Below are 19,583 nucleotides of genomic sequence, written 5' to 3'. Positions count from 1 at the left end.
CCCCTTCAGATCGTCGTGCCGGCGAGGATCGCCCCCGCCAGCCCCATCACCACCGGCGCGACCCCCACGAGGAGGAACGCCGGCAGGAAGCACAGCCCCAGCGGGGCGGTGATCAGCACTCCGGCGCGGCGTGCGCGCGCCGCCCCGAAACGGGCGTGCTCGGCGCGGCACCCGGCGGCGAGGCGCGCGATCTCCTCGACCGGCGGCACTCCCGTCGTGGTGGCGCGCTCCATGCACCGGGCGAGTTCGCGGCAGCCCAGCCGGTCCAGCCGGCCCCAGCACTGCGCGGGGTCGCCGCCCAGGCGGAGTTCGGCGGCGGCACGGGTGAGCGCCTCCCCGAGCGGCCCTCCGAGGGACGGCCCGACCGCCTCCGCGGCCTCGCGGGGCCCCGCCCCTGCAGCGACGCAGGCGGCCATCAGATCGGCCGCCAGCGGCAGCTGGCGCGCGGCCCGGGCCTGATCCGCGTGTCCCACGGGCCGCGGCCGCCGCTGCCGGCGGCGTATCGCCCACGCGGCGCCCAGCCCCGCCGCCGCGCCGGGAACTCCGCCGATCAGCGCGAACGTACCCAGGCCGACCCCGGCGACCGGCGCCCACTCCCGGGCAAAGACCGCACCGGGCCACCTGCGGCGCTGCCGGGCCAGGGAAATGGTCCCCATCAGCAGCCGGAGCCTGCGGCGCGCTGCGCGTTCCCTCCTCGCGGCGGTCAGGGCGCCCGCAACGCACAGGGTGGCGGCCACGGACGCCACAACGATCCCCAGCCTGTGGACGACGTCGCCGCTCATGACCCGCCCTCCGCAGCCTGGACGATGCGCGCGGTCCAGGCCAGCCCCGCCCACTCCAGGAGCCCTCCGGCGGCCAGAGCGCCGAGCCCGGCGGGTGTGCGCAGCAGGGTGCCCAGTGGATCGGCGCCCAGCCCGGTGCCCAGGACCAGCCCGAAGACGGGCAGCAGGGCCAGCAGCGCCACAGTGGAGCGGGGTGCCGCCAGCTGGGCCCTCAGGTCCTCCCGCTGGTCGCGTTCGGCACGCAGGGCGCCCGCGATCCGGTCCAGGCCGTCCGCGAGCCCCGCGCCGCCGTCCACGGCGACCTGCCAGCACGCCGCGACACCGCTGAGCCCCTCGGCGCCCTCCAGCAGGGCGGCCGTCCGCAGCGCCGCCGGTACGTCACCGCCGAAACGGGCGGCGGCCAGCAGGGGCAGAGCGGCTTCCGACAGGCCGGGGTGCTCCGGCCAGCCCTCGCGGCCCAGCGCACCGGCCAGCGCCGCGGGCGGGGCCAGCCCGGCCCGCAGATCTCCGGCGACCGCCGCGCACAGCGCGCCCACCGCCGCAGCCCGCCGTTCCGCCTCGGCGCGCCGCTCCCGCCCGCGCAGCCACCGCCCGGCGAGCGGCACCGCGGCCGCCCCGAGCAGGACCGGCAGCACCGATCCGGCGACCAGCCCCACGACCGACCCACCCGGCAGGAGCAGCACCTCACGGCCGAGGTGCCAGCCGAACCGCACCCGGAACGGCTCCAGGAGCCCGTTCAGGCGGTTCTCGAGGCCACCGGGCACCCGGAGCCCCCAGGACGCCCCACGGGCCTCAGAGGCCCCTGCGAGCAACGCCCTTGCCCTGCGCAGGACTTCGCCCCGTGCGCACATCGCCCACGCGGCGGCGCCCGCGCACAGGGCGGTGAGGAACACCACGGCGCTCATGGCCGCCCCCTCTCGCAGAGCGCGGTCAACCGGCCCCATCCCGGGCCGCGTTCGCCGCCGCACAGAGCCGGGACGGTGCCGACGATCCCGTCCGGACCGCGCTCCAGAACGTGGATCTCGGCGACCCGGCGCCTGCCCGAGCGGTCCCGCACCAGATGCACCACCACCGACAGGGCGGCCGCCAACTGGCTGTGCAACGCGGCCCGGTCCAGGCCCGCCACGGCGCCCAGCGCCTCCAGCCGGGCGGGCACATCACCCGCGGCGTTGGCGTGGACCGTCCCGCAGCCGCCTTCGTGGCCGGTGTTGAGGGCGCCCAGCAGATCCAGGACCTCAGGGCCGCGCACCTCGCCGACCACCAGCCGGTCCGGCCGCATGCGCAGCGCCTGCCGTACGAGGTCCCGCAGGGTGACCAGTCCGGCGCCCTCCTGGTTGGCGGGCCGGGTCTCCAGCCGTACGACGTGCGGATGCCGGGGCCGGAGCTCGGCGGAGTCCTCGGCGAGGACGATGCGCTCGCCCGGCGGGACGAGTCCGAGCAGACAACTGAGCAGCGTGGTCTTGCCCGAGCCGGTGCCGCCGGAGACCAGGTACGACAGGCGGGCGTCCAGCACCGCGCGCAGGAGGGCGGCCGTACCGCCGTCCATGCTGCCGGCGGCCACCAGTTCCTCCAGGGTGAAGGCCCGGGTGCGGACGACCCGCAGGGACAGGCACGGGGCGCCGACCACCACCGGTGGCAGCACCGCGTGCAGCCGGGTGCCGTCCGGCAGCCGGGCGTCCACCCAGGGCCGGGCGTCGTCCAGCCGCCGCCCGGCGGCGGAGGCGAGCCGCTGGGCGAGCCGGCGCACGGCCGCCGCGTCCGCGAACCGCACCTGAGTGCGCTCCAGCCCGGCGCCCCGGTCGGCCCACACCTCGTCCGGCCCGTTCACCAGCACATCGGTGACGTCCGGTTCGGCGAGCAGCCCCTCCAGGGGTCCGGCACCGACCATCTCCGAGCGCAGGGCGGCCACCACGTCGAGCACTTCGGTGTCGCCCAGCAGCCGGCCCTGCGCCCGCAGCGCGGCGGCCACACCGGCCGGGGTGGGCTCGTCACCGGAGGCGGCCAGTCGCAGCCTCACCGCGTCGAGCAGGGCGGGCGTCATCACGTCGGCGCTCATGCGGCCACGCTCCCGTCGCCGGGCAGTGCCGCCGTCAGGAAGGCCGAGCAGAACCCGGACAGCGGGCCCCGGCCGCTGCCGCCCGGTGCCTCCCCGCCGTCCAGGGCGGCGGGCAGGCCGGGCTCCGGCGGCAGCTCGCCGGCGAGCGGGAGCCCGACCAGCTCGGCGAGCGTCTCGTCGGTGAGCCCCGAGCCGAAGGGGCCGCGGGCGACGACCCGCAGGTCCCGCAGCACCATGGCCATCCGGGAGGCGACCCGGCCGGCGGCCGCCACCGCGCGCAGCTCCGCCGGGACGACCAGCAGGCCGACGTCGATCTGGGCGAGCGCCTCGGCCACGGCCTCGTCCATCCGGCGCGGCAGGTCGACGACGACCACACCGCCGCGCCGCCGGGCGGCGCCCATCACCGACCGCATGGCCTGCGGGGGGATGACGACGGTGTCCCCGCGGTCCCAGCTGAGCACGCTCAGGGCGTGCGTGCGGGGCAGCGACTCCTCCAGCGCCCCGCTGTTGACCCGGCCCCGGGACTCGGCGAGGTCCGGCCAGCGCAGGCCGCCCACCCGTTCGGCCCCGAGCAGAACGTCCAGCCCGCCGCCGAGCGGATCGGCGTCGACGAGCAGCGTGCGGCGCCCGGAGCGGGCCGCCGTGACCGCCATGGCGCAGGCCAGAGTGCTGGCCCCAGCGCCACCGCGGCCGCCGACGACCCCGATCGTCAGGGCCGGGTCGCCGGCGCCCTCCGCCACGTCGGCGATCCGGTCGACCAGCCAGGTCTCGGCGTCGGGCAGGAAGGCGACGTGCTCGGCTCCGACGTCCACGGCACGTCGCCACACGTCCGGATCGTCCAGGTCCCGGCCGACGAGGAGCACGCCCCGGCGGCGGCGCGCCGTACCCGGCACGCGCCGGGTGTCCGCGGCGCCGACCAGCACCAGCGGCGCGCCCTCCCAGCTGCCCGGCGCCGGCGGGACCCCGAAGGCGACCTCCGGTTCCGCGCCCGCCGCGGCGCACAGTCGCAGCAGGTCGTCCAGGAGGGCGCCGTCCTCGGTGACGATGAGCGGGCCGCAGCCGGGGTCGTCCTTTCCGCGCGGCCGTGCCGACGCTCGCCCGGACGCCCGCCCGTCACAGGTTCCTTTTGTTTCACCGTTGAATGATTCGGCCACCACGACATCCCCCTCGCTCGTTCCGGCGGGTCCCGCCGGTATCCGGCCCGTGCACCGGACACATCTCCGGCGCGGCATTTGCCGCCAGAGTCGCGCGAGTCGCCGAAAGTTGATGATCTTGGTGGTAATCCGTGGATAACCTGGCCGTTGTGGATATCTCCACCACCCGCGCGAGTGGCTTCCGGCGGGCAGCGCAACGAATGCGATCCGTCACTCACCGTAGCGACGCAGGGAAAAGGATCGGCCCCCCGCGGAGACCGCGGGGGGCCGATCACACGCCGGGCGCGTTCCGACACATGGCCTGAATATGCCCCCGGACATGCGACGACCCCCGCCGGGGGGGAGAGCGGGGGTCGTCCCCACGGTCCGACTCGGGGGGGGAGGAGCCAGACCGGGTTAGCACGGTCGCGAACGATCCGTGACTTCCATGGTGTACCCGAAGGCCTTCTCTGGCAAACCCACGCGCAGGAGCTTACGCCGAATGGTGGGTCCCTATGCTCGTCCTCGTGGAAAACCACCTGCCGCCGCGCACCGCCGCGTTCTTCGATCTCGACAAGACGGTGATCGCCAAGTCGAGCACCTTGGCGTTCAGCAGGCCGTTCTACCAAGGCGGCCTCATCAACCGCCGCGCCGTGCTGCGAACCGCGTACGCCCAGTTCGTCTATCTGCTCGGCGGCGCGGACCACGACCAGATGGAGGGGATGCGAAAGTACCTCTCCGACATGTGCCGTGGCTGGAACGTGCAGCAGGTGCGGGAGATCGTGGCCGAGACCCTCCACGACCTCATCGACCCCATCATCTACGACGAGGCCGCCTCCCTCATCGAGGAGCACCACCTGGCCGGCCGCGACGTCGTCATCGTCAGCGCCTCGGGCGCGGAGGTCGTCGAGCCCATCGGCGAGATGCTCGGCGCGGACCACGTCATCGCCACCCGGATGGCGGTGGAGGACGGCTGCTACACCGGCCGGATCGAGCACTACGTCTACGGACCGGCCAAGGCACGCGCCATCACCGAACTCGCCGCGATCGAGGGCTACGACCTCAAGCGCTCCTTCGCCTACAGCGACTCGGTGACCGACGTCCCGATGCTCGAGTCGGTCGGCCACCCGTACGCGGTCAATCCCGACCGCGGGCTGCGCCGGGAGGCGGCGTCACGCGAATGGCCGATGCTCACCTTCAGCCGCCCCGTCAGGCTGCACCAGCGGGTGCCCGCGCTGACGATGCCCTCGGGGCCGGTGCTGGCGCTGGCCGCGGTCGGCGCGGCCGCCGCCACGGCGGGACTCGTCTGGTACGCGGCCAGGCGGCGCAGGCCCGCACTGTCCTGATGGGGGCAGAATCGCCCCCTTCGAACAGATCGTGCTGATCAGACCCCGTATGCAAAGAACTGCGGCGAGGGGTTCCGGTTATCCCGAAGGCGCGGTACAAAGGTTCTACGGCCCGCGAGACCACGGACTTCCGCGAGGAACCCCGTCGAATCAGGCCCCACGGACCGAGCATGACAGCTGGGCACCCACGCGACGCGGACCCGCTGACCGGGCCGGCCGCACCAGGTGACGGGCAAAGCTCCCGACCTGATGGGCAGATATCGTGCACGCTTGGTAACCCGACCGTCGTGCCAGCGGCGGCACCCTCGCGGTGCCGCCGCAGCCCTGTGCGGGGATGGCCGAACGCGGCAGGGCCCGCGACGCGGCTCCCCGAGGCCCCGCCTACGCGGCGCCGCGCTGCAGGGCCTCGCAGACCGCCACGCTCTCCCGTACGCCCAGGCCCACGGCCTGCCCGCAGTGCGAGATCCAGGCCGCCATTCCCTCGGGCGTGCCGGAGGCGTAGCCCCGGAGCGCCTTCAGATGGTCCGCGCGGCCGAGTTCGGCGTGCCCGACCTCCGCCGGGCAGATGGACTTGGGATCCAGACCGCTCCCGACGAGGACGACGCGCTGCGCGGCCCGCGCCACGAGGCCGTTGTACGAGCCGAACGGCCGCAGGCACAGCAACTCGCCGTGCACGACCGCGGCAACGACCAGCGCCGGCGCCTCACTGCCCGCCAGCAGCAGGTCGGCGAGCCCGTCGAGGCGCGCGACGACCTCCGCGGCTTCGGGCAGCGGGAATTCGGCGACGTCCAGGAGCGGCTCCTCGACCTTCTCGCCCGCCTGCCGGGGGCGGCCGACCGTCTCGTCCGGCGAGGTGCCGCCGGCCGCGACAAGGTGCAGCCGGGCCAGCGCCTGCAGCGGCGACTGCCGCCAGACGGAGAGCAACTGCCCGGCCTCGGCGGTGAGCCGCAGCGCGGCGCCCACCGCGCGCGACTCGTCGTCGGAGGAGAAGTCGCTGCGCCTGCGCACCTCTTCCAGCGCCCAGTCGGCGCCGGAGAGCGCCGCGGAACCGCGGGCGCCGCGCAGCGCCGCCTCCGAGGACACCTCGTTGGAGCGGCGCCGCATCACCCGGTGCCCGTAGACCTGGTCCACGGCCTTCCGTACGGAGTCCACCGACTCGGCGACACCGGGGAGCGAACCGAGGACGGCGAGCGGATCAGCTGTCGTACCCATACGCACGACCCTACGCACCCCCGGCGCCGCCCCGGTGGGCGAGTGGGCATCGTCACGCGGACCGCGGGCGCCCGTGCCGCGCCGGGCGGATCACGGAAAGGCGCCCGGGGGCGGCCCGGAAGACGCGCGAAAGAGGCACGGAGGGAGCACGGAAGGAGCACCGAAGCAGCACGGAAGCGGCAGGTAAGGACGCCGGATGCCCACCGACGGGTGAACTCCCGCGGCGCGGGCCCCGGCAGGAGGACCCTGTCACTACGCTTAACGAACATGAAGATCGCTTTCGTCGGAAAGGGTGGCAGCGGCAAGACCACGCTGTCCTCCCTCTTCATCCGCCACCTGGCAGCCGCCCACGTCCCCGTCGTCGCCGTCGACGCCGACATCAACCAGCACCTCGGCCCGGCGCTCGGCCTCGACGAGGAGGCCGCCGCCGCCCTTCCGGCGATGGGCGCCCACCTCCCGGAGATCAAGGAGTACCTGCGCGGCGCCAACCCGCGGATCGCGTCCGCGGAGACGATGATCAAGACCACCCCGCCCGGTGAGGGCTCCCGCCTGCTGCGGGTCACCGAGGACAACCCGGTCTACGCCGCCTGCGCCCGGCCCCTCGCACTCGACGACGGCGAGGCGCGGCTGATGGTCACCGGCCCCTTCAGCGAGTCGGACCTGGGGGTGGCCTGCTACCACTCGAAGGTCGGGGCGGTGGAGCTGTTCCTCAACCATCTGGTCGACGGCCGCGAGGAGTACGTCGTCGTCGACATGACGGCCGGCAGCGACTCCTTCGCCTCCGGCATGTTCACCCGCTTCGACATGACCTTCCTGGTCGCCGAGCCGACCCGCAAGGGAGTCGCGGTGTACCGCCAGTACAAGGAGTACGCCCGGGACTTCGGGGTCGCCCTGCACGTCGTCGGCAACAAGGTGCAGGGTCCGGACGACGTGGACTTCCTGCGCTCGCACGTGGGCGACGACCTGCTGGTCACCGTCGGGCACTCGGACTGGGTCCGCGCCATGGAGAAGGGCCGCCCGCCGCGCTTCGGGGAACTGGAGGAGCCCAACCGCGCCGCGCTGCGCGCCATGCGCGACGCCGCGGACTCCTCGTACGAGCGGCGGGACTGGGGGCGCTACACCCGCCAGATGGTCCACTTCCACCTCAAGAACGCGGAGAGCTGGGGCAACGCACGGACCGGCGCGGACCTCGCCTCGCAGGTCGATCCCGGCTTCGTCCTGGGCGAACGGTTCACCCTCACCGGGTAATCGTTCGCCCGTTCGGGCGAATCCCCATCCATGGGCCCTTTATCTGCATTACTCTCCATTTACTGACTCTTGAGAGTAATCAAACAATCACAGTCCGTTACTTTCAAGGCCGAGAGCACCCGCCGCAACAGCCGTGACCACGACCGCGTACGCGCACCAGCCGAACGCAGCCGCGCCGCCCCGGAGGAGACGGGAACATGCACGCCACGCCAGAACCTCAGACGCAGCAGTCGCAGACGCCACCGCAGGATCTGCCACCACCGCCCCGCCCCGACGAAGGGTCCGCCGCCGTCTGGCGGCACGACCTGTCGGCCTCGATCACCGTCTTCCTGATCGCCGTCCCACTCTCGCTGGGCATCGCCCTGGCCACCGGCGCACCGCTGCAGTCGGGGCTGATCGCCGCCGCCGTCGGCGGCATCGTCGTGGGGCTGATGGGCGGTGCGCCGCTCCAGGTCAGCGGCGCCGCCACCAGCCTGGTGGTGGTCACCGCCGAGCTCGTCCACCGCTACGGCTGGCGCACCACGTGCGCCATCACCGTGCTGGCCGGTCTCGCCCAACTCGCCCTGGGCACCCTGAGGGTGGCCAGGGCCGCGCTCGCCGTCAGCCCGGCGATCGTGCACGGCATGCTCGCGGGCATCGGGGCCGCCATCGCGCTCGCCCAGCTCCATGTCGTCCTCGGCGCGAACCCCGACAGCTCGGCGCTCACCAATCTGGCCGCCCTGCCGCAGCAGTTGTCGTCCCCGCACCCGGGCGCACTGCTGCTCGCGGCCGTGACGGTGACCGTGCTGGTCGGCTGGCCACGCCTTCCGGGGCGGGCCGGCAGGGCCCTGCGCGCGGTCCCGGCGCCGCTCGCCGCCATCGCGGCGGCGACCGCCGTCGGCGTTCCCATCGTGGTGCCGCGGGTCGACCTGCCCGCCTGGCACGCGGTGGCACTCCCCGGGCTGCCGCACGGGCCGGTGCTCGGCATCGCCGCCGCCGTCCTGACCGTCACCCTCGTCGCGAGCATGGAGTCGCTGCTGTCCGCGGTGGCGATCGACAAGCTGCGCTCCGAACGCGGCGCGCCCGGGGACGCCGTGCCCGCCCGCCTGAACCGCGAGCTGCTCGGGCAGGGCACGTCCAACGTGCTCTCGGGCCTGCTCGGCGGGCTGCCGGTGGCCGGCGGCGCGATCCGCGGCTCGGCGAACGTGGCGGCGGGCGCGCGGACGCGCCGGGCCACCACGCTGCACGGGGTGTGGGTGCTGCTGTGCGCCGGGCTGCTGGCGGGGCTGCTGGAGCACATCCCGCTCGCCGCCCTCGCCGCCCTGGTCATGGTGGTCGGGATGAAGATGGTGAGCTTCGCGCACATCAAGCACGTGCAGCGGCACCGGGAGTTCCCGGTCTACGCGGCGACGCTCGGCGCGGTGCTGCTGCTCGGCGTGCTGGAGGGGGTGATGACCGGCATCGCGGTGGCCGTCTTCCTGTCGCTGCGCAGGCTCACCCACACCCGGATCACGGTGACGGAGGAGGACGGCGTCCACCAGGTTCACGTACGCGGGCAGTTGACCTTCCTCGCGGTGCCCCGGCTGACCCGCGCGCTGGCGGAGGTGCCGGACGAGGCCAGCGCCGTGATCACCCTGGACGGCTCCTTCATGGACCACGCGGCGTACGAGTCGCTGCAGCACTGGTGCAACGGCCACCGGGCGCGCGGCGGGTGGGCGACGCTCACGGGACGGTCGGGCACACCGATCACCGTCCCGTCCAGCACGCACGCCTGCCGCCCCTGGACGCCGTGGCGCAACCACCACTGCACCAAGCCGGGCAGCCAGGCGGGGGCGGCCGGGCAACTGGTGGGCGGGCTCAGCGCCTTCCAGCGCAACACGGCGCCCCTGGTCAGGGACGAGCTGGCGCGGCTCGCCCGCGAGGGGCAGCGGCCCACCCAGCTCTTCCTCACCTGCGCCGACTCCCGCCTGGTCACCAGCATGATCACCTCCAGCGGGCCGGGTGACCTGTTCACGGTGCGGAACGTGGGCAATCTGATGCCGCCGCCCGGTGCCGACGCCTCCTGCGATTCGGTGGGCGCCGCCATCGAGTACGCGGTGGAGGTACTGAAGGTCGGCAGCATCACGGTGTGCGGGCACTCCGGGTGCGGTGCCATGCAGGCGCTGCTGAGCGGGGCGGGCCACGAGCCTGGGGCGCAGACCCCGCTGGCCCGCTGGCTGCGCCACGGCCGCCCGAGCCTCGCCCGGCTGGAGCGGATCGGCCGACCTGGACCCGGCGAGGTCGCCCTCGCCGACCGCCCGGTGGCCGACGACCTCGAGCGGCTCTGCCTCGTCAACGTGGTGCAGCAGCTGGAACACCTGATGGCCCACGCCTGCGTCGCCCGCAGGGTGGCCGAGGGGTCGCTGCAGCTGCACGGCATGTACTTCCACGTCGCCGAGGCCCAGGCCTACGTCCTCGACGCCCAGAGCGGCACATTCGCCGCGGTGCGGCCGGAAGTCCTCGACACGGTCTGACCCGGGCCGCCCGCACCGGGTGGCCCACCCGTCCCGGCCCGCCGCGCACCCGCCGGCGGGCCGGAGCCGTGTGCGGGCGCTTCGCCATGACAGGTCTAAACCAATTTTCGTCGCGAACCCTTGTCATTCCGCCCCTCGTGCTGGTGAGCTATGGCATGGGACACAAGAGGACACCCTGCGAAGGAGCACGGCGTGAGCAACGAGAGCCTGGCCAACCTTTTGAAGGAGGAGCGCCGGTTCGCTCCGCCCGCCGAGCTGGCGGCCGGTGCCAATGTGACCGCGGAGGCCTACCAGCAGGCCGGTGACGACCGACTGGGCTTCTGGGCGGCACAGGCCCGCCGGCTGACCTGGGCGAAGGAGCCGACCGAGACCCTGGACTGGTCCAACCCGCCGTTCGCGAAGTGGTTCGCCGACGGCGCCCTGAACGTCGCCTACAACTGCGTCGACCGCCACGTCGAGGCCGGCAACGGCGACCGCGTGGCGATCCACTTCGAGGGCGAGCCCGGTGACGGCCGGGCCATCACCTACGCCGAACTCAAGGACGAGGTGAGCCGTGCCGCGAACGCCCTGACCGCGCTGGGCGTGACGGCCGGCGACCGGGTCGCGATCTACATGCCCATGATCCCCGAGACCGCCGTGGCGATGCTGGCCTGCGCCCGCGTCGGCGCCGCGCACTCGGTGGTCTTCGGCGGCTTCTCCGCCGACGCGCTGGCCGCCCGTATCGACGATGCCGACGCCAAGCTCGTCATCACCGCCGACGGCGGCTACCGCCGCGGCAAGCCCTCCGCCCTGAAGCCCGCCGTGGACGACGCGGTCGCCCGCTCCGCCGGCGTGGAGAAGGTGCTGGTCGTCCGGCGCACCGGCCAGGAGGTCGCGTGGACCGAGGGCCGCGACGTGTGGTGGCACGAACTCGTCGATGGCCAGTCCGCCGAGCACACCCCGGAGGCCTTCGAGGCCGAGCACCCGCTCTTCATCCTCTACACCTCCGGCACCACCGGTAAGCCCAAGGGCATCCTGCACACCTCGGGCGGCTACCTGACGCAGGCCGCCTACACCCACAACGCCGTCTTCGACCTGAAGCCGGAGACCGACGTCTACTGGTGCACCGCCGACGTCGGCTGGGTCACGGGCCACTCGTACATCGTCTACGGCCCGCTCGCCAACGGCGCCACCCAGGTGATGTACGAGGGCACCCCGGACACCCCGCACCAGGGCCGCTTCTGGGAGATCGTCCAGAAGTACGGGGTCACGATCCTCTACACCGCCCCCACGGCGATCCGCACCTTCATGAAGTGGGGCGACGACATCCCCGCCAAGTTCGACCTGTCCTCGCTGCGCGTCCTGGGCAGCGTCGGCGAGCCGATCAACCCCGAGGCGTGGATCTGGTACCGCGAGCACATCGGCGGCGGCCGCTGCCCGATCGTGGACACCTGGTGGCAGACCGAGACCGGCGCCATGATGATCTCCCCGCTTCCCGGCGTGACCGAGACCAAGCCCGGCTCCGCGCAGCGTCCGCTGCCCGGCATCAGCGCCACCGTCGTGGACGACGACGCCAACGAGGTGCCCAACGGCTCCGGCGGCTACCTCGTCCTCACCGAGCCGTGGCCGTCGATGCTCCGCACCATCTGGGGCGACGACCAGCGATACCTGGACACCTACTGGTCCCGCTTCGAGGGGCGCTACTTCGCGGGCGACGGCGCCAAGAAGGACGAGGACGGCGACATCTGGCTGCTGGGCCGGGTGGACGACGTCATGCTCGTCTCGGGCCACAACATCTCCACCACCGAGGTCGAGTCGGCCCTCGTCTCGCACCCGAAGGTCGCCGAGGCGGCCGTGGTCGGCGCCGCCGACGCCACCACCGGACAGGCCATCGTCGCCTTCGTCATCCTGCGCGGCACCGCCGCGTCCGAGGACGGCGAGGAACTGATCGCCGCGCTGCGCGACCACGTCGCCAAGACGCTCGGCCCGATCGCCAAGCCGAAGCGGATCCTCACGGTGGCGGAGCTGCCGAAGACCCGCTCCGGCAAGATCATGCGGCGTCTGCTGCGCGACGTCGCGGAGAACCGGGAGCTGGGGGACGTCACCACCCTGACGGACTCCTCGGTCATGGACCTCATCCAGTCGAAGCTGCCGAGCGCCGGCGGCGAGGACTGACCCGTCCCCGTCACCGCACCGAAGAGGCCCCTCCGGGGGCCTCTTCGCCTTTTCCGGCGGTGTCGGGGCGCTCCTGCGACGCCCGGCGATCGTCCGTAATGTGAGGAACGCCGGAGGCTCCGGCGCCGACCCGGTAGGCTGCTGAACGCGTAAGGAACGCGACAGTGATTCGGGGCGTGCCGGGAAGTCTGGTCGGCAAGGTGACCAGCCATGCCGAGCCCGACCGGAGGTCCACCCCCCGTGACCGCGACCAACCGCCGCCGTTCCGTCTTCCTGGGCCGGATGTCCCTCCCCGAGCGGAACTACGTCGCCGACGCGCTGCGGACGGAGACCGTGGGCGGCGTGATCCTGCTGGTGGCCGCCGTCGTCGCGCTGATCTGGGCGAACAGCCCGCTCAGCGCCTCGTACCGGTCCACCGTCGCCTTCACCTTCGGTCCCGGTTCGCTCCATCTGGACCTGTCGGTGGGCCACTGGGCCGCCGACGGGCTGCTGACGGTCTTCTTCTTCGTGGCCGGCATCGAGCTCAAGCGGGAACTGGTCGCGGGCGAACTGCGCCGCCCCTCGGCGGCGGCGCTGCCCGTCATCGCCGCCGTGTGCGGCATGGCGGTGCCCGCGCTCGTGTACGCGGTGGTCAACGCCGCCGGCGGCGGTTCCCTGCAGGGCTGGGCGGTGCCGACGGCGACCGACATCGCGTTCGCCCTGGCGGTGCTGGCCGTGCTCGGCACCTCGCTGCCGTCCGCGCTGCGCGCGTTCCTGCTGACCCTGGCGGTCGTGGACGACCTCTTCGCGATCCTGATCATCGCGGTCTTCTTCACCTCGGGCATCGACCTCGTGGCGCTGGCCCTGGCCCTCGCCGGGCTCGTGCTGTTCTGGCTGCTGCTCCGCAGGGAGGTGCACGGGTGGTACGTGTACGTACCACTCGCGCTGGTCAACTGGGCGCTGATGCACGCCAGCGGGGTGCACGCCACGATCGCGGGCGTCGCCATGGGCCTGATGCTGCGCTGCCACCGGCGCGAGGGCGAGGAGCGGTCCCCCGGAGAGCGGATCGAGCACCTCGTACGGCCGCTGTCGGCCGGACTGGCCGTACCGCTCTTCGCCCTGTTCTCCGCGGGGGTGCCGATCGCCGGCGGCGCGCTCGCCGAGGTGTTCGGCCGTCCCGAGACGCTGGGCGTGGTGCTGGGGCTGGTCGTCGGCAAGGCGGTCGGGGTGTTCGGCGGCACCTGGCTGGCGGCGCGCTTCACCCGCGCGGAGCTCAACCCCGACCTGGCCTGGGCCGACGTCCTTGCCGTCGCCACGCTCGCGGGGATCGGCTTCACGGTCTCCCTGCTCATCGGCGAGTTGGCCTTCGAGGGCGACCAGATGCTGACCGAGGAGGTCAAGGCGGCCGTCCTGATCGGCTCGTTGATCTCCGCGGTGCTCGCCGCGGTACTGCTCAAGCTCCGCAACGACAAGTACCGCCGCTTGTGCGAGGACGAGGAGCGCGACGAGGACCGCGACGGCGTCCCCGACGTCTATACGTGGGCGGACCCCGAGTTCCACCTGCGCATGGCGGCGATCCACGAGGCCAAGGCGGCCGAGCACCGCAGGCTGGCGGAAGTGGCGCGCTCCGGGGACACCGGCGAGGATGAGTCGGGCATGATCGGGGGGTAACCCGTTTGCCCCGGATGACGACTGACGCACCATGACGACGACGGAGGACCCGATGAGCCGTGCGGACGAGCCCGTGAACGCGGGGGTGACCGTGAGCCCCGACGGAAGCCGCAGCCTCGGTCAGCTCTTCGCCTCGGCGACGGCGGACCTGTCCGAGCTGGTCCACGAGGAGATCGCCCTCGCCAAGGCGGAGCTGAGGCAGGACGTCAAGCGCGCCGGCATGGGCGGTGGCGCGGTGGGCGCGGCCGGCATCCTGGCGCTCTTCTCGCTGCCGGTGCTGAGCTTCGCGGCGGCGTACGGCATCCACAACCTGGGGCTCGGCCTCGCCTGGTCGTTCCTCATCGTCGGCGGGGCCTACCTGGTGCTGGCCGGTCTGCTCGGCCTGATGGCCCGCTCGAAGTTCAAGAAGATCAAGAAGCCGGAGCGCAGCATCGCCTCGGCGAAGGAGACCGCGGCGGTGCTGCAGGGGGTCAAGCCGCACCCGCGGAGCGCCCCCTCCGGCGGGACGGAGACCACGGTGGCGGTCAAGGTGTGACAGGCTCGGGGCATGACGTTCGCTGACGGTTCTCCGGTGGTACACATCGACGGGCCCTGGACCCACCGGGACGTCGCCGCGAACGGCGCCCGCTTCCACATCGCCGAACTCGGTGACGGCCCCCTGGTGCTGCTGCTCCACGGCTTCCCGCAGTTCTGGTGGACCTGGCGGCACCAGCTGACCGCGCTGGCCGACGCGGGCTTCCGCGCCGTCGCGATGGACCTGCGCGGGGTGGGCGGCAGCGACCGCACACCCCGCGGCTACGACCCCGCCAATCTGGCCCTCGACGTCACCGGTGTGATCCGCTCGCTCGGCGAGCCGGACGCCGCCCTGGTCGGGCACGACCTCGGCGGTTACCTGGCCTGGACGGCGGCGGCGATGCGGCCCAAGCTCGTCCGGCGCCTCGCGGTGTGCTCGATGCCGCACCCTCGGCGCTGGCGCGCGGCGATGCTGACGGATCTGCGGCACAGCGCGGCCGGCGGCCACGTGTGGGGTTTCCAGCGCCCGTTCGTCCCTGAGCGGCAGCTGGTCGCGGACGACGCGGCGCTGGTGGGGCGGCTGCTGCGGGACTGGTCGGGGCCCCGGCTGCCGGATGACGAGACGGTGGACGCCTACCGCAGGGCGATGCTCATCCCGTCGACGGCGCACTGCTCGATCGAGCCCTACCGCTGGATGGTGCGGTCGCTGGCCCGGGTGGACGGCTTCCAGTTCAACCGGCGCATGAAGCGTCCGGTGCGGGTGCCCACCCTGCACCTGCACGGTTCGCTCGACCCGGCGATGCGGTCCCGGCACGCCGCGGGCAGCGGGGAGTACGTGGAGGCGCCGTACCGCTGGCGGCTCTTCGACGGGCTGGGGCACTTCCCCCACGAGGAGGATCCGGCCGCGTTCTCGACCGAGCTCGTCAACTGGCTCAAGGACCCGGAGCCGGATCGTTAATCCCGTATGACGATCGGCCAAATGCCGGGCGCATAGGCCAACTGATGGACCGCCAGGCGGTTACCGACCATGGACCCCGGGCAGACAGCTCGGTATGGGCTGGACGCACGACTACCGTGACGTGTCACGCGACCGCCGCGCCAACGGAGCGCGGATCACCACCGGGACGCGGGCCCCGGACCATCGGTCCGGAGGCTCCCGACTCGGCATTCCTCACATCCTCAGGCGCCGCGCCCGCTGGGTGGGCGCCCGGCTGAGGCATACCCGCAGCGACTGACCGCGCGCGGTCCCTCACCGTCCGACCGGCTCCCGGAACGGCCTACAGGGCGCAGCTCTGGGTGTCGACCTGCCGGTTCGCCGTACGCCCGGCCCGGACGTCCTGCTGGACCTCGTCCGCCGTCAGGGCGTAGCCGGTGTCCGCGTCGTCGAGGGACTTGGCGAACACCACGCCGTACACCTTCCCGTCGGGGGTGAGCAGCGGTCCGCCGGAGTTGCCCTGGCGGACCAGCGTGTACAGCGAGTAGACGTCGCGCTCGACGGTGCCCCGGTGGTAGATGTCCGGGCCCGAGGCGGGGATGCGGCCGCGCACCCGCGCGGCACGCACGTCGAAGCCGCCGTTCTCCGGGAAGCCGGCGACGATGGCGTCGTCCCGTGACCGGGCGTCGGTGGTGCTGAACGACAACGCGGGCGCCTCCAGGGACGGTACGTCGATGACCGCGATGTCGCGCCGCCAGTCGTAGAGCACGACCTTGCCGTCGTACACCCGGCCCTCGCCGCCGATCTGCACGGTCGGGTTGTCGACGCCGCCGACGACGTGGGCGTTGGTCATCACCCGGTGCGGCGCGAAGACGAAGCCGGTGCCCTCCAGCACCTTGCCGCAGCTCGGTGCCGTGCCGACGACCTTGACGATGCTGCGTCGCGCGCGGCCGACGACCGCGCTGTCGGCGAGCGCCGGGTCGGGGGCGGGGACGGCGGTGATGGGCTCGTTGCCGAACGGCGAGAAGACCTGGGGCAGTCCGTTCTGCGCGAGCACCGAACTGAAGTCGGCGAACCAGTTGTCGGCCTCGCGCGGCACGATCTGCGCCACCCCCAGCAGCACGCGGGAGGAGCGGACCTCGCGGCCGAGGCTGGGCAGCGTGGTCGTGGTGGCGAGCGCGGAGCCGATGAGCCAGGCGACCAGCAGCATCGCCAGAACGTTCACCAGGGCGCCGCCGACCGCGTCGATCGCCCGCGCGGGAGACCAGCTGATGTGTGTGCGGACCTTGTTGCCGAGGTGCGTGGTGAAGGCCTGGCCCACCGACGCGCACACGATGATCAGGACCACCGCGGCGACGACCGCCACCGTGCCGGGCTGGGAGCTGTCGGTGACCGCGTTCCAGATCGCGGGCAGTACGTAGACCGCGACCAGACCACCGCCGAGGAACCCGACCACCGACATCACGCCGACGACGAATCCCTGGCGGTAGCCCACGATCGCGAACCACACGGCGGCCAACAGCAGCACGATGTCCAGCACATTCACCGGGACACCGTCTCATGGAGGATCAACCCAGCGGGACCGTCTTCGCACGATCCCAGGGTCGTTCCCAGCCCGCGTGGTGCAGGATCCGGTCGATGAGCCCCGCGGTGAAGCCCCACACCAGGGCGCCCTGCACCTGGAACGCGGGCCCCTGGAGGCCGCTGGGATGGGTCACCGTGGCGCGGTTGGCGGGATCGGTGAGTTCCGCCACGGGGACGGTGAACACCCGTGCGGTCTCGGCCGGATCGACCGCCCCCACCGGGGACGGCGTACGCCACCAGCCGAGGACCGGCGTCACGACGAAGTCGCTCACCGGGATGTAGAGCCGCGGGAGCACCCCGAAGACCTGCACCCCCGAGGGGTCGAGGCCGGTCTCCTCCCAGGCCTCGCGCAGCGCGGCCCGCAGCGGGCCCTCGCCCTCCGGGTCGCCGTCCTCGGGGTCGAGGGCACCGCCCGGGAAGGAGGGCTGGCCCGCGTGGGAGCGCAGCGAGGCCGCCCGTTCCATCAGGAGCAGTTCGGGCCCCTCGGCGCCGGCGCCGAGGAGGATGAGGACGGCGGAGGGCCGGCCGCCGCTCGGCGGCGGCAGGAAGCGGCTGAGCTGCTCGGGCCGCACGGCGTCGACCGCGCGGACCACCGGGTCCAGCCAGGACGGCAGCCCCTCGCGGTCGAGCGTGACGTCCTCGATGTCGGGTCGTGCCTGCGTCACTCCGCCTCCAGCGGCGGCGCCGCCTCGCCCGGGAACCCCGGCGGCGGCTTGAGCCGCTGCCCGGGGCCGCCGGCCATCTCGTACTTGAGCAGCTTCTTCGCCTTCTCCGGATCCGTCTCGCCCTCGCCGTACGACGGGCACAGCGGTGCGATCGGGCAGACGCCGCAGGCGGGGCGGCGGGCGTGGCACATCCGGCGGCCGTGGAAGATCAGCCGGTGCGAGACCATCGTCCACTCGCTCTTCGGGAAGATCGCCATGACGTCCTGCTCGATCTTCTCCGGCTCCTTCGCCGTGGTCCAGCCGAAGCGGTGGACCAGCCGCTGGAAGTGGGTGTCCACGGTGAGGCCGGGGACGCCGAAGGCGTTGCCGAGCACCACGTTGGCCGTCTTGCGTCCCACGCCCGGCAGGGTGACCAGATCCTCCAGCCGGCCGGGCACCTCGCCGCCGAAGGTGTCCCGGAGCGCCGCCGACAGGCCGAGCAGCGCCCGCGCCTTGGCGCGGAAGAAGCCGGTGGGGCGGAGGATCTGCTCCAGCTCCTCCGGGTCTGCGGCCGCCAGATCCTCGGGCGTCGGGTACTTGGCGAACAGGGCGGGGGTGGTCTGGTTGACCCTCAGGTCGGTCGTCTGGGCCGAGAGTACCGTGGCGACGAGCAGCTCGAAGGGGTTCTCGAAGTCCAGCTCCGGGTGGGCGTACGGGTACAGCTCGGCGAGCTCGCGGTTGATCCGGCGGGCCCTGCGCACCATCGCGAGCCGCGACTCGGGCTTGCGGGACGCCCGCGCGCGGGCCGTGGAGGTCGCGCTTGGAGCCTGTTCGCTCACAGCGGAATCCGCGGCGGCGGTCACCCTCCTGGCCCCGCCACCCTGCCGTTTCTTCTGCGCACTTGGCGTATCGGACACCCGGCCAGCCTAAGCCTCGCCACCGACAATCGCCCTGGAGAGCCGCGATCCGGCCCCCAAACGGACCCCCGGAACACAATCACACGAGCACATAAGACAGACTTGTGATTGATCGCACTGTTTTTGCTGTCGGGCATGATGGGGACCGACCCAGCGATGTCGACAAGGAGAGAGCTCGTGGACGACGTTCTGCGGCGCGCACCGCTATTCGCGGGGCTCGACGATGAGCAGGCCGCTGAACTGCGCGCCTCCATGACGGAGGCCACGCTCGCGCGTGGCGACTCGCTGTTCCACGAGGGGGAACCCGGGGACCGGCTGTACGTCGTCACCGAGGGCAAGGTGAAGCTGCACCGCACCTCCCCCGACGGGCGCGAGAACATGCTCGCCGTCGTGGGCCCCGGCGAGCTGATCGGCGAGCTGTCGCTCTTCGACCCCGGCCCGCGCACCGCCACCGCCACCGCGCTGACCGAGGTGAAGCTCCTCGGCCTCGGCCACGGCGACCTGCAGCCGTGGCTCAACGTCCGGCCCGAGGTCTCCACCGCCCTGCTGCGCGCCGTCGCCCGGCGCCTGCGGCGCACCAACGACGTCATGTCGGACCTCGTCTTCTCCGACGTCCCGGGCCGCGTCGCCAAGGCGCTGCTGGACCTGTCGCGCCGCTTCGGCGTGCAGTCCGAGGAGGGCATCCACGTCGTCCACGACCTGACGCAGGAGGAACTCGCCCAGCTGGTCGGCGCCTCCCGCGAGACGGTCAACAAGGCCCTCGCCGACTTCGCGGGCCGCGGCTGGCTGCGCCTGGAGGCGCGGGCGGTCATCCTGCTGGACGTCGAACGGCTGGCCAAGCGCTCGCGCTGACGCCCGCACGCGTACGAAGGGGCGCCCACCCGCAGGTGGGCGCCCCTTCGCCGTGCCCGGTGCGCG

Annotated in this window: 16 protein-coding genes; 8 read left to right on the top strand and 8 right to left on the bottom strand. The window is 73.1% G+C overall.

Annotated elements, in window-relative coordinates:
* Positions 1-5: 5 nt before the first annotated feature.
* From B085_RS0129375 to ssd, 4 genes are read right to left on the bottom strand one after another with little or no spacing between them, the layout of a single operon-like run.
* Positions 6-782 carry a type II secretion system F family protein gene (locus B085_RS0129375; protein WP_018562182.1) on the bottom strand — a complete coding sequence of 259 codons (777 nt, stop codon included), beginning with the start codon at positions 780-782 and terminating at the stop codon, positions 6-8.
* Positions 779-1,687: a type II secretion system F family protein gene (locus tag B085_RS0129370; protein ID WP_026251569.1), complete on the bottom strand. Its 909-nt coding sequence runs from the start codon at positions 1,685-1,687 to the stop codon at positions 779-781. The genes B085_RS0129375 and B085_RS0129370 overlap by 4 nt, the downstream gene beginning before the upstream one ends.
* Positions 1,684-2,838: a TadA family conjugal transfer-associated ATPase gene (locus B085_RS0129365; protein WP_018562180.1), complete on the bottom strand. Its 1,155-nt coding sequence runs from the start codon at positions 2,836-2,838 to the stop codon at positions 1,684-1,686. The genes B085_RS0129370 and B085_RS0129365 overlap by 4 nt, the downstream gene beginning before the upstream one ends.
* Positions 2,835-3,884, bottom strand: a complete 1,050-nt coding sequence (gene ssd, locus B085_RS0129360; protein ID WP_234018686.1) for a septum site-determining protein Ssd — start codon at positions 3,882-3,884, stop codon at positions 2,835-2,837. Before ssd ends, B085_RS0129365 begins: the two co-directional genes overlap by 4 nt.
* Positions 3,885-4,486: 602 nt before the next feature.
* Here ssd and B085_RS0129355 point away from each other — a divergent pair.
* Complete coding sequence (locus B085_RS0129355) at positions 4,487-5,317, top strand: HAD family hydrolase (RefSeq protein WP_018562178.1); 831 nt, start codon at positions 4,487-4,489, stop codon at positions 5,315-5,317.
* A gap of 381 nt (positions 5,318-5,698) precedes the next feature.
* On the opposite strand, the gene B085_RS0129350 is transcribed toward B085_RS0129355, so the two are convergent.
* On the bottom strand, positions 5,699-6,529 hold the full coding sequence (locus B085_RS0129350) for a Fic family protein (protein WP_018562177.1): 831 nt from the start codon (positions 6,527-6,529) through the stop codon (positions 5,699-5,701).
* Positions 6,530-6,796: 267 nt separating this feature from the next.
* Here B085_RS0129350 and B085_RS0129345 point away from each other — a divergent pair, with 267 nt between their 5' ends.
* The 6 genes from B085_RS0129345 (at position 6,797) to B085_RS0129320 (ending at position 15,544) form a co-directional block, all read left to right on the top strand.
* Complete coding sequence (locus tag B085_RS0129345; RefSeq protein ID WP_018562176.1) at positions 6,797-7,777, top strand: ATP-binding protein; 981 nt, start codon at positions 6,797-6,799, stop codon at positions 7,775-7,777.
* Positions 7,778-7,974: 197 nt separating this feature from the next.
* Positions 7,975-10,269, top strand: a complete 2,295-nt coding sequence (locus tag B085_RS0129340; RefSeq protein WP_018562175.1) for a SulP family inorganic anion transporter — start codon at positions 7,975-7,977, stop codon at positions 10,267-10,269.
* Positions 10,270-10,461: 192 nt separating this feature from the next.
* A complete protein-coding gene (gene acs / locus B085_RS0129335) occupies positions 10,462-12,423 on the top strand; it encodes an acetate--CoA ligase (RefSeq protein ID WP_018562174.1) in 1,962 nt (653 codons plus the stop codon).
* A 240-nt stretch (positions 12,424-12,663) separates the two neighbouring features.
* Positions 12,664-14,073, top strand: a complete 1,410-nt coding sequence (gene nhaA, locus B085_RS0129330; RefSeq protein WP_018562173.1) for a Na+/H+ antiporter NhaA — start codon at positions 12,664-12,666, stop codon at positions 14,071-14,073.
* 52 nt (positions 14,074-14,125) lie between these two features.
* Positions 14,126-14,608 carry a phage holin family protein gene (locus B085_RS0129325; protein ID WP_018562172.1) on the top strand — a complete coding sequence of 161 codons (483 nt, stop codon included), beginning with the start codon at positions 14,126-14,128 and terminating at the stop codon, positions 14,606-14,608.
* Between the two features lie 12 nt (positions 14,609-14,620).
* Entirely contained in the window at positions 14,621-15,544 is a 924-nt protein-coding gene (locus B085_RS0129320; RefSeq protein ID WP_018562171.1) for an alpha/beta fold hydrolase, read from the top strand.
* A 319-nt stretch (positions 15,545-15,863) separates the two neighbouring features.
* Here the strand turns inward: B085_RS0129320 and B085_RS0129315 are convergent, their stop codons facing one another.
* From B085_RS0129315 to nth, 3 genes are read right to left on the bottom strand one after another with little or no spacing between them, the layout of a single operon-like run.
* Positions 15,864-17,066, bottom strand: coding sequence for a MarP family serine protease (locus B085_RS0129315; protein WP_018562170.1), 1,203 nt, complete (start codon positions 17,064-17,066; stop codon positions 15,864-15,866).
* Between the two features lie 22 nt (positions 17,067-17,088).
* Positions 17,089-17,769: an NUDIX hydrolase gene (locus B085_RS0129310; protein ID WP_018562169.1), complete on the bottom strand. Its 681-nt coding sequence runs from the start codon at positions 17,767-17,769 to the stop codon at positions 17,089-17,091.
* Positions 17,766-18,587 carry an endonuclease III gene (gene nth / locus B085_RS0129305; RefSeq protein WP_018562168.1) on the bottom strand — a complete coding sequence of 274 codons (822 nt, stop codon included), beginning with the start codon at positions 18,585-18,587 and terminating at the stop codon, positions 17,766-17,768. Before nth ends, B085_RS0129310 begins: the two co-directional genes overlap by 4 nt.
* 255 nt (positions 18,588-18,842) lie before the next feature.
* On the opposite strand from nth, the gene B085_RS0129300 reads away from it, so the two are divergent.
* Complete coding sequence (locus tag B085_RS0129300) at positions 18,843-19,517, top strand: Crp/Fnr family transcriptional regulator (protein ID WP_018562167.1); 675 nt, start codon at positions 18,843-18,845, stop codon at positions 19,515-19,517.
* Positions 19,518-19,583 lie beyond the last annotated feature (66 nt).

The sequence above is a fragment of the Streptomyces sp. BoleA5 genome (assembly GCF_000373665.1).
GTDB lineage: Bacteria > Actinomycetota > Actinomycetes > Streptomycetales > Streptomycetaceae > Actinacidiphila.
Note: the sequence above shows the minus strand (reverse complement) of the source record. Positions and strands in the feature narration are given on the sequence as shown.

Bases quoted from the DNA above. Each gene is read 5' to 3' on its own strand.
- B085_RS0129375 (WP_018562182.1), bottom strand. From the start codon at position 782: ATGAGCGGCGACGTCGTCCACAGGCTGGGGATCGTTGTGGCGTCCGTG.
- B085_RS0129370 (WP_026251569.1), bottom strand. From the start codon at position 1,687: ATGAGCGCCGTGGTGTTCCTCACCGCCCTGTGCGCGGGCGCCGCCGCG.
- B085_RS0129365 (WP_018562180.1), bottom strand. From the start codon at position 2,838: ATGAGCGCCGACGTGATGACGCCCGCCCTGCTCGACGCGGTGAGGCTG.
- B085_RS0129355 (WP_018562178.1), top strand. From the start codon at position 4,487: ATGCTCGTCCTCGTGGAAAACCACCTGCCGCCGCGCACCGCCGCGTTC.
- B085_RS0129350 (WP_018562177.1), bottom strand. From the start codon at position 6,529: ATGGGTACGACAGCTGATCCGCTCGCCGTCCTCGGTTCGCTCCCCGGT.
- B085_RS0129345 (WP_018562176.1), top strand. From the start codon at position 6,797: ATGAAGATCGCTTTCGTCGGAAAGGGTGGCAGCGGCAAGACCACGCTG.
- B085_RS0129340 (WP_018562175.1), top strand. From the start codon at position 7,975: ATGCACGCCACGCCAGAACCTCAGACGCAGCAGTCGCAGACGCCACCG.
- B085_RS0129325 (WP_018562172.1), top strand. From the start codon at position 14,126: ATGAGCCGTGCGGACGAGCCCGTGAACGCGGGGGTGACCGTGAGCCCC.
- B085_RS0129320 (WP_018562171.1), top strand. From the start codon at position 14,621: ATGACGTTCGCTGACGGTTCTCCGGTGGTACACATCGACGGGCCCTGG.